Origin of the sequence: Algoriphagus sediminis, from assembly GCF_030403435.1 — a bacterium.
GTDB lineage: Bacteria > Bacteroidota > Bacteroidia > Cytophagales > Cyclobacteriaceae > Algoriphagus > Algoriphagus sediminis.
In genome coordinates this window covers 133,253-148,239 of sequence record NZ_JAUEPH010000002.1, presented here as the reverse complement: position 1 = coordinate 148,239, position 14,987 = coordinate 133,253, and the positions used below count along the sequence as shown (strand labels likewise).

Below are 14,987 nucleotides of genomic sequence, written 5' to 3'. Positions count from 1 at the left end.
TTATTTGAGTCTATTGATAACCGGCTTCTCAATTCTTTTGTTGATTATATTGAATCCCATTTCAGACCAAAAATAGATGTTTCAACTTCGAATCGAAGACAAAACTTTTACAAAAAAGGAAGATTTTCTCACGGAAAGCTCATTTACAGAGCCTTGGGCTAAGGCCACGATTGATTTTTGTGGAAAATGGCTATCCGGAGAAAGCGAGTTTCAATTACGAACCAGCGGATCAACTGGTAAACCAAAGCTGATTACAGTAAAGCGAAGTCAGATGGAAGCTAGCGCCAAAGCCACTCAAAGCTTCCTTGGAACCAGCAGTCGAAGCAGAATTATGAATTCTTTGAATCCAGAATTCATCGCAGGGATAATGAACCTTGTTAGAGCGATGGTATGGCGGTGCCCCATTTTCTGTGAAAAACCCTCCAACTCTCCTCTTAAGGCTCCTTCAGATTTCCAGCCAACCTTTATTACCCTTGTTCCCAGCCAACTAGAAGGGCTTCTATCCCAACCTGGTAAATTATCAGGGTTAAAACATATTCTTGTCGGTGGAGCTCCCACCAACCAAACGCTTCGAGAAAAGATCTCTGAAAGTAGGATTCCCGCCTGGCAGACTTTTGGAATGACTGAAACGGTTTCTCATTTTGCCTTGGCACGCATAACTCCATTCCCCTTAAAATATCATGTACTACCAGGCGTGGAAATAGGAGTTTCCGAGCAGAATAACCTATGGGTTAAATCTCCAATGAGTGATATGAAAGTAGTCCAGACCAACGACGTGGTCAATATGGTTTCACCAACCGAATTCTATTGGATCGGCCGAAGTGATTTTGTAATAAACTCCGGAGGCATCAAGCTTCATCCCGAAGAATTGGAAATCAAGATTCAAATGATCTTAGGAAATGAATTACCAAATAGATTCTTCCTGTTTGGTAAGGAAGATGAAAAACTTGGAGAAAAGCTTTGCATGGCCCTAGAGGACCCAAATCATGAGATCAATACCAAAGAAATGCGTACAAAGATTAAGGAATCACTCGGATCCATTCAGACGCCAAAGGAGATCTTCGTTCTCCCCAGCTTTGTGGAAACCAAAAATGGAAAGGTGCAAAGAAAAGCCTCAATCTCTGATTTGAGCTAGATAGAGATAGTTACTCCCCTAAAGATCGATTCGGATTATTTCGCTTATTTTTGTGCCAAATTTAAGCCATGAGCATAGATCTTAATAAGTTTTCAGGGCTGGAAATAGAATATGATTCCGGCAGCATTCCACCACCTTTTAGCCATGTTTATCGTTTGGGGCTTGATTGGTCAAAAGGTGATTTGGAAAGTGATTTTGTAATTCATTACACGGATAGAGAAGAACTTTCCGAAGAGGAAATATATGAGGAGGGCTTTTCTCTTGAGGATGATTATTCTGCCAAAGTTGATTTAAATTCCATTTGGAAAGAAGTGGTTTTTGAAAAGCTTAGGAGTACCAAATGGAACTCCCGCTCGTTGAAGGATGAAGGTATTTCATTGGCATTAGTAGAAGGAAAATCAGCTCAGGCTGCAAAAGTCCCCATGGATCAGGAAGGCTGGAAATTATTAGCCCAGGACTTAATTCAGGCGATTTATGAAACCAATAAAAAGGAAGCGCCACTTAGTATCCGGTTCAAAGTAGTAACCAAGGAAATTTCCGTCGAGGCCCAGATCACCGTCTATTTTTCAAATCGCACGGTGAAGTTAGAATCAAATGGAAAGGTTGAAGATTTGAATTGGGAATTCGCCATCGAGCTAATGAAACTGATTTTTACACCTGATTATAATTATGAAATCGCTCGCGACCAACCCGGAAACAAACGAGGTATTTATCTTGATTGTGGAGATGGGTATTGGCATGTATTGGGGAAAGGAGTCACGAATGTGGATAGGGAATTCGACGCTGTCGGCCGGATAGAAAAAGGTTTGATGGATTTGATCTGAACTTTTTAAAGCATTCGCATAATGAACTGATTTATTTATATTTAGCTAGGTGAATCAGTTTTTTTATGCCCAACAATAAAATTTTTGTCAGTTATAGAAGGAAGGATGCCTCTGGTGAAGCAGGCAGGCTCGTGGATGATCTTCAAGATGTTTTTGGTCAGGAGTCCGTATTTCTTGATGTAGAAACCCTGGAAGCGGGTTTGGATTTTGTGGAGGCCATAGATCAGGCACTGAACTCCTGTAAGGTATTATTGGCTATCATTGGGCCGCACTGGGCAAACATCAAGGATGCTGAAGGAAACTTAAGGCTTTTTGAGAAGGATGACTTTATACGAATTGAAATCGCAGCAGCCCTGGAAAGGGATATTCGTGTGATTCCAGTGCTCGTCAATGGTGCTAAAATGCCTTCTAATTCCGAACTACCTGAAGAGCTTCAAGCACTGAACCGCAGACATGCACATGAACTGAGTAGTTCAAGATGGAAATATGATACGGAGCAATTGGTCGGAATTCTATCTAAAATTATTGAGCCAAAGAAAAAACCGGCTCCCACTCCAGGACCCAAGCCAACCCCAAGACCTATTCCTCCGAAGAAGGAAAAATCATGGTTTGCTAAAAACTATATCTGGCTTTTGGGAGGATTTGTGGTTATAGCAATTCTATTCTCGCTAGGAGGAGAAGATTTTGAGGAGGGTTTTGAAGAAGGCTACAATGAAGCTGTGACGGGAAATCCCCAGAATCCCACGGCAAACGAAATTTTAGATGATTTTCAAAATCAGCAAGACGAAATTAATACCAATTCAGGAGGTAATGGAAGTACAGATATCAGTCCATCTACTCAAGTCAATGTAACTGGAATTTGGTACTTAAATGCAGCTGATGGAAGCTTTGCCACCATAAGGTTTAATCAGTTAAATTCTGACATTGAATATTATGAATACAATGCATTAAATGAGCTAATAGGAACTGGCACAGGGTTTTGGGAGGATGATGTTCTTTACGTCGATGGCTTTAATAACTATATGCAAATCGGACTAGAACTTGAATTGGTTTATTCAAGTCCAGGTACCTTAACCGGAGAATTATATATTCCGTCGACCAATTACACCACCGCTGTAACCCTTACTGTGATCAATTAATCCTTCAGACGCTTCAAATCGGATTGGATATCCCTAATCATTTCGCCCAGATCCTCTAAGCTGAGTGGCTTCTTTTTATCTCCCGGATTAGGAAAATCCGTGCTTACAAAGGCTCTTGCCTCCCACACCTCCAGTACATCTTCTGCTGAAACCTCATATGGTTTGTATTGCTCATTATCCGAAACGAGATAGAGCTTACCATTTTCTCCCAGATAATTAAACACCCTTTTGTAAACCACACCCTCAGTCTGACTTACCAAAATATAGGTTTTACCACTTTTTATATTACTCAGCTGATCTATATAAGAACCTATCACAATGGTGCCAGGAACGAGAGGAAGCATGGAATCACCCGATAATTCAAAGGCTCGGTAGGTTGCGTTCTGGGGTAACCCAGGCAAATGAAATTGCTTCAAACTTTCCATGTATTCCGGATCCGCCAAGCCGTTTAGATAACCGGCAGAAGCTTTTTGCTCGACGAAAAGAATATTCTCTTTCTCCTCATCTGCAGCAATAGTCAGGATGTTGAGTTTCCTTTTTTGCAGGGCAAGGCGTCCTTTATTCTCTATGTCATGAAAAAGTAATTCTTCCACCCCTACTTCAAAAATTTCGGCAAGCTTCTGAAGGGTTCCAATCTTTGGCTCCGAGCGACCGTCTTCATAGGCTGAAATCATCGTCCTTTGAACAGATAACTGATCCGCTAATTGAGACTGTGTGATTTCCTTTTGCTTACGCAAAAACTTCAAATTACTACCCAGAAAACTCATGCTGAAAAGAGATAAAAGTTCTTGTCCTCATTTTTCGGTTTCACTGGGAAAAAAGGATTGATAGACTTTTCCTCCATTCTCCTTTTCTCCATTTTCAATTTGATTTCCTCGATGATCTCTCCTACTGACTTTGGCTCAGAAACAAGAAGGTATCCATATTGACTTTTCTTTTGATCTTCGATAAAAAACTTGACCTGGCAATTTCCAGATGCCAGGTTCTTGGTTTCGATGCTGATTTGTTCGGTTTCCATACTTTTTGCCTTTTCAATTACTTCAAGCAATTAAATATGTTAATTTTATAAACACAATATTGTTTATAAAATTAACATTAATTCTGGCAGAAATTGACGGAATAATGAGGCTAGGGCTCTCATTTCGACTTTTTTGATGAATGGGAGTTTTTCAAGACACATTCTAACCACTCGTCAAATCCGCTCGTAACGCAGCATCCATATTGATTACTTTTAACCCATCTAAACCAACAACACCACAAAGAAAGAGAAGAAGGGATGAGAAAGTTTTTTACCAGCCTCGCACTATTTTTTATCAGCTTAGGGCTTTTCGCCCAAACTTACACCGTGAAAGGAACTGTCCGTGATGCGGCCAGAAATGAAACCATTCCCAATGCTACTATTCTCCTTTTGAATTATGGTGACTCCGTCCAAAGAGATGGTATGATCAGTGACCTGGATGGATTTTTTGAATTGAAGGACGTAAAAGGTGGAGATTATATTTTACAAGTTCAATACCTCGGGTATAAGTCCCTATTTCGAAACATAGAAGTTCAAGGAGATTTGAATTTAGGTAATCTGAACATCGCAGAAGAAGCCACCGATTTAAATGAGGTCATGGTAACCGGTAGAAGGTCCAGAGGCGAGACTAGAAGTGATACCACCATGTTTAATGCGGATGCCTTTCAAACGATGCGGGATGCCAGTGCCCAAAGTTTAATTGAAAAATTACCAGGTGTCCTTTCAGAAGATGGATCCCTTCAGGCCCAAGGCGAGGCAGTAACTCAAATCCTTGTGGATGGTGAACCATTTTTCGGAAATGATGTGACCACAGCCCTACAGAATATCCCAGCCGAAATCATCCAAAGCATAGAAATCTTTGATCAATTAAGTGAGCAATCCCAGCTGAGTGGATTTGATGATGGGGAAAGAATTAAGACCATAAATATTATTACCAAACCTAATCGCCGTAAAGGGCAGTTTGGAAGAATGACAGGCGGATACGGTACAGATAGTCGTTACCTGGTCGGGGCTAGTATCAATGCCTTTAACGAAGATCAAAGAATCACTTTTACGGGATTGAGCAACAATATTAATCTTTTGGATTATTCCAGTGATCCTAATGTGCAGAACAATACCCGTCCACAGAATGGAATTATCGACACCAATATTCTTGGAATTAACTATACCGATGACATTGGGGAAAAAGTTAAACTTTCTGCGAATTATCGCTTCCGGCAGAGAGAAAATGATGAAATCCAAAATGTCTTTCAGGCTTTTGTGACCTCAGAAGATGCAGGCCAAACCTATACAGAGTCAAACAGAACTCAAGGAAATAGGCAGGAGCACAGATTCGATATGAGGCTGGAGTACAATATTGATGAGCGAAATAAAATTGTTTACAGACCAAGAATGTCTGCTCAGTTTTATAAGGAAAATTCAGCTTTCGAAGGTTCTAGTGAAAACAATGATGGTCCTTTAAATCAGACTACAAATGTTAGGACTTTGGATAATGAGGATTATGACATCAATAACTTCATTTATTATGGCCATAAGTTCAATAAGCCCGGAAGAAGCCTGAGTCTAAGAGGATATGTTGGAAATCATCGAAATGAAGACAGGCAAGTACGACGTGCAGAAAATATCTTTTTTCAGCCTGAAGAGCGAACTGAAATAATTAATCAGGAGATCACTCGAGACCGAACCGGACTATCATGGGAGACCGGGATTTCTTATACAGAACCCTTAGGAAAATACGGTCAACTGGAATGGGAATATGAGGTTGGCAACCGAATCAATGACTCTGATCAGTTAACCTTTGATATTTTAGGAGAAGATATAGGCTCTATAGAATTGGAACTGGATACTGCCCTCAGTAACAGTTTCGAAAGCCAGTATTTAAGACATGAAACGGAATTGGGATACCAATTCTCGAAAGACAAAATGAGAATTCAGGTCGAAGGTGAATATCAAAATGCCAGCCTGGATAATCTTCAGTTCTTCCCTGCTCCTTTTGATCTTGAAAGGACCTTTGAAAGTTTTATGCCGACTTTCCGTTTTGATTATCAATTCACCCAAAACACAAACTTAGAATTTGATTATGACACCGATGTGGATGCTCCATCTGTGCAGGAATTACAGGGTGTGATTGACCAAAGCAACCCTCTACGTTTAAGAACAGGAAACCCAGATTTAGATCAGTCTTATTCTAATCGTCTCAGACTGAGATTCAGAAGCCGAGACCCCGAGACAGATAAAGGTTGGTTCCTCTTCGCCCAAGCGCGTTTCGTCCAAAATGCAGTGGCAAATAGCTCCTTTATCGCAGACGAAACCACAGAACTCCCTGGGGGAGTCATTCTGGAAAAAGGCTCCCAGCTGATAAGGCCTGTTAACCTAGATGGATTTCAGGATTATCGGTCTTGGTTGAGTTATAGTATGCCTGCAGATTTTATCAAGTCCAATCTCAATATTTGGGGAGGACTTTCTCACAATAAACGACCGGGACAGGTAAACGGTGATTTGAGCTTCAATAACTCAACAAGATTCAGCACAGGGTTTTCTGTAAGTAGTAATATAAGTGATCAAATCGATTTCCGGGTTTCTACTCGCCTCTCTTGGAATGATGTAGAAAATACCCTGAACTCTGATTTGAATAATAACTTCTTTAACCAAAGAACCAGAGTTAATTTCAGCTGGATAATCTGGGAAGGATTCGTCTATCGGATGGATATTAATCATCAGATAAATAGCGGTCTATCAGATGGTTTTGATCAAAATATCTTTCTTATGAATATGAGTATTGGTAAGAAGATTTTCGCAAATCAAAGAGGCGAAATCAGTATCAATGCTTATGATATCTTCAATCAAAATAATAGTGTGCGAAGAAATGTGACTGACATTTATGTCGAGGATGTAGAGACCAATGTGCTTCAGCGCTATTTAATGCTTACATTCTCATACAACCTCCGTAGATTCAGCAAAGGTATGAACATGGAGGATTACAATGACCTAGTTAATTCAGGCGCATCAGTAGATTAAAATAAGACCACCATAGTATCATTTATCACTTAGGCTTTATTCCATTTGTTTTTTATTTGCTGAATGAACTGGAAAAAAGAAGCTAAATCCTGGGGTATAATATTCTCCATTTTCGCTTTTCTGTATTTCACTGGATTGCTACCAGTAATTCAAGGCGGGTTGCAGTCTATTCTTCTTTCTACAGGGCTTATCAAGCCAAAGATTGAGTCGAATGAACGAGTGGGCCAGCCTTTTGATTTTCAAGCCCAATTTCAAACTTTTGACGGGCAAAGAGTGAGACTAGAAGATCATGAAGGCAAAATCCTTTTGGTTAATCTTTGGGCATCTTGGTGCGGTCCATGTAGGGCAGAGATGCCCCATTTATCTGATTTGTATTCTTCTCTTTCTGATAGGGATGATATTGTATTTTTAATGATCGGATTGGACAATGATTTTGAAAAGGGGAAAAATTTTATCGAAAACAAGAATTGGTCCTTTAAAACTGTCCATGCCAGCTTTGGCCTTAATCCAAGTCTAAGAAGTGAATCAATCCCTACCACTTTGGTGGTTAATAAGGAAGGTGAAATAGTTTTCTATCAGGTAGGAATGAGCAACTTCAACACAAAAGAATTCGAGGATTTTTTGAGAAATCTCTAGCTACAACCATTAGCTACTTTTATCGTTTTAAGTTTTTCATCAAAGAAATACTTTTCTGTTCGGAGTCATAAAATTGCTTTTGAAATTATCTCTTTTTGGAAAGATATCCCTTTGCTTTTGCCAGAAAAAGGCTTTCTTTAACTCCGATAATTAATCTGATGGTCAAAATACAAGACATAAGAGAGCCGGCTGTTCCCCAAGTCAAAGACAGTCTGACAGAGTTTCAAAAAAGCCTTGAATCAATGGTGGAGACCCTGGATTCATGGGAAAAACCTCTGTCTGATTTTTTGACTTCCCAGTCCAAAAAACTCACTGACCAGTATCAGGAAGAAGCAGAGAAATATTTCCCTAAAAAGGAGACTGAGGAAGAAATTCCGTCTTTAGAAGGGTATTTATGGGATTATTTCCTTCCGGAAAAATTCAAAGATTTACTCTTGCTTTTCCGTGACTGTCTACTCCAGGAAAAGATCAGCGAACATCTTCTGGCTGAGAAAAAAATAAAAAGTGCCAAAATAGACGACCTGAATGAAAAGAGTAAACACCTTTTAAAAGAAGCTCTTCTTGCAGTTCAAAAGGAAATGACCGGAGAGATTCAGGTTTTAAAGACTAAGGAAGGTGCATTGGACCGGAAATTTGAAGATGTTCTCCATTTAAAGAATCCTTGGGGCGTCTATAAGGCTCAATTTAAAACCCTAAATAAGCAGATGGACGAAATCATCAGAACAAACGATCTGATGAAGGAAACCATCATGACCTTCAGTTTAATCCGCTCAAATCTGGAGCGAATGGGTTTTGAAATTCGACGGCAGAATAGAGCCTTTTTGCAGAAAGCCAGAGAATCAGAAGAATTGATCTCACAGCTGGAGCAAAGTGGTGAAATAGACAAGGCCCTCAAATGGCTGGAAGATGTTTTGGAAGATCTTCTGACTTTTGAAGGAAAGCAAGATCATCAGGTTCGTGTTTTGGAAGACTGGCTAGAAAGTTTAAAAAGTTTTTCAGTGCCCACAGGCAGTTTGGATGGAGCTTTGGTCACCAAAAATATTGATTTCAAAAAAACCACCACCAAATGGTTAGATTACTTTATTCTGCCTGATATTATTGAGCTTTGGGAAGATCAGGAGAGCATGATTTCCAGAATTAAGCATGTGATTTCACAGATTCGTGGAAGTCTCACCATTGCCAAGCAGTCTGAAGGAATTCAGAGTTTCAAAGCTGACCATCAGGCTGTCTCAAAGCTGATGGAAGGAATCCGGGAAAATTCCACCAGGGCAAATAATCTGCTGATCCATATAGATGACACGATCAAAAAGGATTTCTATGCCACATCAGTTTATCAAGACAAAGAATTCCTAAAAGTACCCCTGCAGACCAGTTTCGGAACCATAAACAACCGCAATAAAAACCTAGGGCAAAGGATAAAGAGAACCTGGCAATCTTTCCTTCAACTACTGGGAAGAAAATATAGAGAAACGAAGGAAAAATCAGCCCATGAAAAGCTGGAAATCGCTATGCAGGTGATAGAGAATCGAACGCATGATATCCATCCTGATCACTATCATACTCTCTTTCTTACCAAAAATTTTGTTGGAGATTTATTTCTGGTCCCCAGAAAAGAGGTTGAGGATCAGCTAGATCAAGTGGTGGTACAATGGAAATCCGGAAAAAGCCGCTCGATTCTACTGACAGGAGCTCCTCTCTGTGGAAAGTCAACCATGGCTGAACACTTATCCAAAGTATCTTTTCAAAAGAATACTATTCTCTTATCCCCAGAAACCGATTTGGTCGTGGAAGGCAGGAAATTTCGGACTTCCTACAGCTTGAAGGAGGCTTTTGATTTTATCAAACGATCTCTTCAAAACACTAGTCCATTGATCCTAGTGGATGATCTCAATCTTTGGAGAGACCAAAAGACAAGTCTACTCCAGAATGTGAAGGAGCTAATGAACTTCATTTCTACCCATGGTAAACGAACCTTGGTTCTGGCTACTTTGCCAGAGATTATGGTAAGGCATCTGGATACCAGGCTGCAGTTTTCCGCATCCTTCACGAATTATTTTAATCTGGATACTGCAAATATCGATGAGATATATAAAGCAATCATGCTAAGGCATGGAGCTTCCCATAAATCTTTACAAAACACTAGTGATCAAGAATTTACAGATCGGGAAATCAATCGGAAAATTGTTGCCTTAAGTAAGAAATTTGATCATAATATCGGGGCGGTTTTACAGGCCTGGACATTTATCACCGATGTGAAAGATGAAGAGACCATCCTTATTGAAGATCGAAATATCCAATTAAACGACTTCTTAAGCACTACCGAGCAGATCATTTTGAAGCATTGCCTTCTATTCGGCTTTGGGACGGAACTGGAATTCAAAAGCTTTTTCCCTGATCGATTTGAAACAGAGTTTAAGCCAGTCATCAGAAAGCTGCTAAACATTCATGTACTAGCCAGAGATGAACGTGGAAGGTTAGTAGTAGAAGACCTCCTCAAGCAAGACGTTTACACCTTGTTGAAATACAACGAAATACTCCAATGATAGAACAGGACGAAAACATATTCGGCTGGCAAAATCTTTGGATGCTGGCATTGATTCTTCTGGGAATATATTTAGTGGTTCGTCTTTTAAGAATCTCTATAGAGCGCTACATGACCCAAAACCGGATAGGAAATAGACTTAAGTTAAACAGCAAGCGTTTTGAGCTGTTTTATATTCCCATGGCCTGGCTCATGGTGATATTGGGTTTTGTAGCTATCAATCTTCTTTGGCATGGTGTTTTTGCAGGAGTTGTAGCGATTTTCGCCTTTCCATATCTGAGAAACTATGTTAGTGGAATTTTTCTAAAGTCAAACCCTATGCTCGAAGTGGGTGCCCTGGTTCAAAATGAGGGTACTCGGGGCTTGATCAACAGGGTTTCTTCGCTAGGCTTAATTCTTGGTACAGATACCGGAGAGCAATTCGTCTGGTACCGAGATTTTGAACGGATGGGTTTTTCGGTAATTGCGCAGCAAGCTAATCAGCAAAGACAATCCCTATACTTAAAATCCGAGAAGTCTTCAGCAGAGATTTTGGATATTTTGTTTGCCAATCCTGTTCTGTCCTTTGGAAAAAGCACATCGCTCAGAGCTACTAAAACCAAGGGAGTGTATTTATTTCACTTTACCCTTGAAAAAGGTGCAAGCGCAGATGACATAAATATCTTTCTGGCTTCACACGAGATCGAAACCGGTCAAACCGATAAATTTGAATAAGCAATGGAAATAATCTCATCTTATAATCTGATTATTGAGGCCTCGGTCATTTTGATCTTGTCCTTCCTTTTCAATGGTATCTCAAAGCGTACCAATATTCCTTCAGTGCTTATGCTTATCGGGCTGGGGATAGGCCTACAATACTTACTTAGATCTGTTACGAGTGATGAAATTGACTTTTTCCCGATTCTTGAAGTTTTGGGAATAGTCGGGTTGATCATGATTGTCTTGGAAGCCGCTCTAGAGTTGGAGTTGAAAAAAGAAAAACTCATTCCAATATTCAAGTCATTTTCGGTGGCGTTGATTGGTTTACTGGCTTCCGCATGGGCAGCTGTGTGGATTCTGCAGAGTTTCATTCCTGATATGTCCACAGAATCGGCATGGTTATACGCCACTCCTCTTTCTATTCTTTCGAGTGCCATTATCATTCCAAGTGTGGAAGGACTAAATAAGGCCAAAAGAGAATTTCATATCTATGAGGGTACTTTCTCAGATATATTGGGAATTATGATGTTCTACTTTCTCACTGGAAGATTAGATCCGAGCGAAGGCTCAGGTTTATTTGGTTTTGGCGGGAACGTGGTGCTTACGGTTGTACTTTCTTTGATAGCGAGTTATGCCATCATTTTGGTCTTCCAGAATATTAAAACTCAGGTTAAGCAGTTCCTCCTGATTGCTCTTCTACTTTTGCTATATGCTTTAGGGAAAAAAATGCACCTCTCCTCTCTGCTGATCATTTTGATTTTCGGATTAGTGATTGCCAACATGAAGATCTTCTTTCAAGGAAAGCTATCCAGGTTGCTTAATTATGATAAAGCCCATCAAATTTATCATGAATTGCATACCATTACCGCAGAATCAGCCTTTGTAGTACGGACCTTTTTCTTCGTGATTTTCGGTATTACCATAGTGGTATCTTCACTTTTCGATTGGCAAGTAGCCTTAATTAGCTCACTTTTGATTTTATCGATTTACCTGATTCGACTGATTCTCTTGATGATTTTTGTGGGTAAGGATATGCTACCTCAGCTTTTCATCGCACCGAGAGGATTGATCACCGTGCTATTATTCTACGCCATCCCTGTGGAGGCACAGATAGAAAGCTTTGAGCCAGGCATTCTTTTATTTGTGATTATCGGGACAAGCTTAATAATGACTTTTGCGATGATCTATGATAAAAAGCGGAGTCAGCAAGCCATTCAAAAGGCACAAAGTAGAAAAGTGGATAATGTCCGCTGGAAGGCTCCCACGGTAATAGAAGCTGAATCAAAAACGAAATAAGTGGATTAATGCAGCTCAAATGCTATTATCAGGGATTTTAAAACCAGTGATCAGCTTATTTCACCCAAAGTCATATTTATTCAAATCAGCCAAACTTACAGGTCCAAAATTCGGTATGTATGTATGCCGGATTGAAAATGGCTGAATTACCCATACGGGGTAAAGCTTTTCTCAAGTTTAGTTGATGATCGGCATTCAAAAGGCTTCCACTTGGAAGCCTTTTTTATTCTGAAAACAAGACTAATTTCCAGCTCTAAAAACTTGTATCTCATGAGCCATATTCCTGACCGATTCGATTTCAAAAGGAATGCCCACGTATTCGTCATTAGCCCAAATAGGAAATAGGTTTTTATAAAAGGGACTTGCTACATCCCCAGATTGTCCCGGGTTATTAATCCCTTGAGTACCCTCCCAATCCTCTGTATCTACGAGAATTCTAAAGGAGGCTCCAGATGTATTATTATCTCCATAAGCATTGGCACTCGGCGTAAAACTGTATCCACCTCTTGGAAGTGGACCCGCATTAAGCTTTGACTTCCATTCCTCCGAAACTACTCTACCCAAAGGGTGATAAATCAAAGCATGCTTGTAATCCTCTTGACCGTACTGCCAGTTTTTTGGATTTGGCCCAAGTTTTTGTTCCAAAGCTGATATGGCCTTTTCAAAAGATTGGCTGAGCCAGCTATTCCTTTGTTTTTCTGCTTCTGAGTCAAAAATTAGGACTGGATCTTTTACCCAATCAATCACCCTTGTCAATTGAATCGCACCCATAAATTCTCTCACTTCTTCAGGTGCTGCCAACTCAAGAGCTAGCTTTCTAAGTTCTCTTTCCCACATGACATACACCCCAGCTTGTACCGATTCAGGGTTTAGAGTGAAATCCCAGGTGGATAAAGTCTCTTTCAATGAATCTACCCTAGAATTTTCAAAGCTTAGGTCCTGAAGAAAAGGTATCAATTCTCTTGCCGGAAGGGAGAGATAATCATTTTGCAGAGCACCCATTTCAGCGATAGTGAACTTCTTATCTTGGGATAGAACCTCCCGAATTCGTTCTCCCCTATAATTATCTGACCACTCAAATCCAAGAGCTTCGGGAAAAGGATAATCTTCTTTGGCAAGGTTCTCATTTGCAGTAGCAATAAACCCTGACTCTGGATTATAATTATGGGGCCGGTCTTCAATAGGTAAATATCCTTCCCACTCTAGGCTACCGTCTCCCATGGTCGGCACCAAACCAGAGAAACCCTTTCTAATCGGGGCAATACCCGTAGCCTGCCAGCCAATGTTTCCATCTCTATCCGCCCAAACCATGTTCTCAGCCGGAATATAATTATTGGCACAGGCTTCCCGAAACTCCTCCCAGGATTGAGATTGGTCCATTTTCAAACTTGCCAAATAGGGTGCGGATCCGGGTTCTAACCAGGCGCATTGAACTGCGACGGCTTTGTCCAGCTCTTCATCAATAAAAGTGACTGGCCCGTGTACAGTGAAAAAATGTGTAACTATCCTCGGCTCTTGATTCTTGATCTGAATAGTATCTTGAATGGATTCCATGGTCTTCCACTCATCATTAAACCAATATCGATTAGGGTCATCCGGATGCAAATCATAAACCCTCATGTCTTCATTATCGGTCGAAAAAATGGTGAGTCCCCAAGCTCCAAAATCATTATGTCCAATAGAGACCCCGGGAATAACAGGCTCACCTCCACCGACTACATTCCAACCAGGGGCATTTAGGTGTACCCAATAGCGGAGAGAAGGAGCTGCCTGAAGACGATGAGGATCATTTGCCATGAATGGAAAACCACTTTCTGTTTTCTTTCCACTAAGCACCCAGTTATTTGATCCCTGGGCAAAAGCATCGGCCTCCAGAGTTGTTTTTAATTCATTTTCCCACTCCGCCAAAGCTATTTCCGCATCTTCGGTTTTTGCCTGAAACTCTGGTTTCAAATCTTCCGGCTGAAATTTTACTGATGTTCGAAAAGCCTCATAAGGTGCCAGAATATCCCTAAAAAGTAAATCTTTGGAGATTCTTGAATCAATTTCAAGAATAGGCTCATTTGGATGGAAATAATAAAGCTTCTTTGCTTCTTCCTTTCCAATTAAACTTACCACTCTACTGATTTCTAGCTCATCCTTTACATTTTCAAGAAGTCCCTGATGCCTGGAAATCACCACTTCCCATGTCCAAGGTTCCGGTTTAATTCCGAGCATTTGAAACTCAATAGGTAATGACTCTGGATTTGCATTTGCTTCCGTTATGTAGGCATTGATTCCAGAGACGAAGGAATCCACTATCTTCACTCCTCTCGGATGATAATGCCGAAGCTCTGTTTCTTTGTCCCCACGAAACTTAAAAAGTCTAACTCCCCGATCTCTTTCAAATTCCCGCTCTCCCAGAATTTCAGCCAATGTTCCAGTGGCTTGCCTCCTCCAAATCTCAAATTGAAACAAACGATCTCTGGCAGCCAAATAGCCCTGCATAAAAAACAAGTCTTCCTCATTTTGAGCAAATATGTGGTTGATGCCATTTTCATCCCGAATCACTTCTACATCCTCCCTTAGTTGATCCAGCGATTTATCCGCGCCTGGATTACAAGAAAATAGGATAGCTATGAAAAGTATGAGAAGCGTGGGCGATTTTCTAGAGTTCATGGTGTTTGGGTTATAATCAACA

General features: G+C 40.5%; 11 protein-coding genes. 8 read left to right on the top strand and 3 right to left on the bottom strand.

Annotated elements, in window-relative coordinates; translation table 11 throughout:
• The first annotated feature begins 76 nt into the window (after nucleotides 1–76).
• From QVH07_RS03865 to QVH07_RS03855, 3 genes are all read left to right on the top strand, one after another.
• Nucleotides 77–1,135 (top strand): AMP-binding protein, encoded by a 1,059-nt coding sequence (locus QVH07_RS03865; protein WP_289998829.1) that lies wholly within the window; start codon nucleotides 77–79, stop codon nucleotides 1,133–1,135.
• A gap of 68 nt (nucleotides 1,136–1,203) precedes the next feature.
• Nucleotides 1,204–1,959: a hypothetical protein gene (locus QVH07_RS03860; protein ID WP_289998828.1), complete on the top strand. Its 756-nt coding sequence runs from the start codon at nucleotides 1,204–1,206 to the stop codon at nucleotides 1,957–1,959.
• Nucleotides 1,960–2,024: 65 nt separating this feature from the next.
• On the top strand, nucleotides 2,025–3,098 hold the full coding sequence (locus QVH07_RS03855) for a toll/interleukin-1 receptor domain-containing protein (RefSeq protein ID WP_289998827.1): 1,074 nt from the start codon (nucleotides 2,025–2,027) through the stop codon (nucleotides 3,096–3,098).
• Here the strand turns inward: QVH07_RS03855 and QVH07_RS03850 are convergent.
• Complete coding sequence (locus tag QVH07_RS03850) at nucleotides 3,095–3,865, bottom strand: LexA family transcriptional regulator (protein WP_289998826.1); 771 nt, start codon at nucleotides 3,863–3,865, stop codon at nucleotides 3,095–3,097. The two genes, QVH07_RS03855 and QVH07_RS03850, sit on opposite strands and share 4 nt — an antisense overlap.
• Nucleotides 3,862–4,116 (bottom strand): hypothetical protein, encoded by a 255-nt coding sequence (locus tag QVH07_RS03845; protein WP_289998825.1) that lies wholly within the window; start codon nucleotides 4,114–4,116, stop codon nucleotides 3,862–3,864. The genes QVH07_RS03850 and QVH07_RS03845 overlap by 4 nt, the downstream gene beginning before the upstream one ends.
• Nucleotides 4,117–4,374: 258 nt before the next feature.
• Between QVH07_RS03845 and QVH07_RS03840 the strand changes: the two genes are divergently transcribed.
• From QVH07_RS03840 to QVH07_RS03820, 5 genes are all read left to right on the top strand, one after another.
• Nucleotides 4,375–7,134 carry an outer membrane beta-barrel protein gene (locus tag QVH07_RS03840; RefSeq protein WP_289998824.1) on the top strand — a complete coding sequence of 920 codons (2,760 nt, stop codon included), beginning with the start codon at nucleotides 4,375–4,377 and terminating at the stop codon, nucleotides 7,132–7,134.
• A 63-nt stretch (nucleotides 7,135–7,197) separates the two neighbouring features.
• The gene (locus QVH07_RS03835; protein WP_289998823.1) at nucleotides 7,198–7,770 is read left to right on the top strand and encodes a TlpA family protein disulfide reductase; all 573 of its coding nucleotides are present in this window, start codon (nucleotides 7,198–7,200) and stop codon (nucleotides 7,768–7,770) included.
• Between the two features lie 95 nt (nucleotides 7,771–7,865).
• Nucleotides 7,866–10,313 (top strand): P-loop NTPase family protein, encoded by a 2,448-nt coding sequence (locus QVH07_RS03830; protein ID WP_289998822.1) that lies wholly within the window; start codon nucleotides 7,866–7,868, stop codon nucleotides 10,311–10,313.
• A complete protein-coding gene (locus tag QVH07_RS03825; protein ID WP_289998821.1) occupies nucleotides 10,310–11,026 on the top strand; it encodes a hypothetical protein in 717 nt (238 codons plus the stop codon). Before QVH07_RS03830 ends, QVH07_RS03825 begins: the two co-directional genes overlap by 4 nt.
• Before the next feature lie 3 nt (nucleotides 11,027–11,029).
• Nucleotides 11,030–12,307, top strand: a complete 1,278-nt coding sequence (locus tag QVH07_RS03820) for a cation:proton antiporter domain-containing protein (RefSeq protein ID WP_289998820.1) — start codon at nucleotides 11,030–11,032, stop codon at nucleotides 12,305–12,307.
• Nucleotides 12,308–12,547: 240 nt separating this feature from the next.
• On the opposite strand, the gene QVH07_RS03815 is transcribed toward QVH07_RS03820, so the two are convergent.
• Nucleotides 12,548–14,965 (bottom strand): penicillin acylase family protein, encoded by a 2,418-nt coding sequence (locus QVH07_RS03815; protein WP_289998819.1) that lies wholly within the window; start codon nucleotides 14,963–14,965, stop codon nucleotides 12,548–12,550.
• Nucleotides 14,966–14,987: the final 22 nt, after the last annotated feature.

Coding starts and splice junctions, on each gene's coding strand:
- QVH07_RS03865 (WP_289998829.1), top strand. CDS start 77: ATGTTTCAACTTCGAATCGAAGACAAAACTTTTACAAAAAAGGAAGAT.
- QVH07_RS03860 (WP_289998828.1), top strand. CDS start 1,204: ATGAGCATAGATCTTAATAAGTTTTCAGGGCTGGAAATAGAATATGAT.
- QVH07_RS03855 (WP_289998827.1), top strand. CDS start 2,025: ATGCCCAACAATAAAATTTTTGTCAGTTATAGAAGGAAGGATGCCTCT.
- QVH07_RS03850 (WP_289998826.1), bottom strand. CDS start 3,865: ATGAGTTTTCTGGGTAGTAATTTGAAGTTTTTGCGTAAGCAAAAGGAA.
- QVH07_RS03845 (WP_289998825.1), bottom strand. CDS start 4,116: ATGGAAACCGAACAAATCAGCATCGAAACCAAGAACCTGGCATCTGGA.
- QVH07_RS03840 (WP_289998824.1), top strand. CDS start 4,375: ATGAGAAAGTTTTTTACCAGCCTCGCACTATTTTTTATCAGCTTAGGG.
- QVH07_RS03835 (WP_289998823.1), top strand. CDS start 7,198: ATGAACTGGAAAAAAGAAGCTAAATCCTGGGGTATAATATTCTCCATT.
- QVH07_RS03825 (WP_289998821.1), top strand. CDS start 10,310: ATGATAGAACAGGACGAAAACATATTCGGCTGGCAAAATCTTTGGATG.
- QVH07_RS03820 (WP_289998820.1), top strand. CDS start 11,030: ATGGAAATAATCTCATCTTATAATCTGATTATTGAGGCCTCGGTCATT.
- QVH07_RS03815 (WP_289998819.1), bottom strand. CDS start 14,965: ATGAACTCTAGAAAATCGCCCACGCTTCTCATACTTTTCATAGCTATC.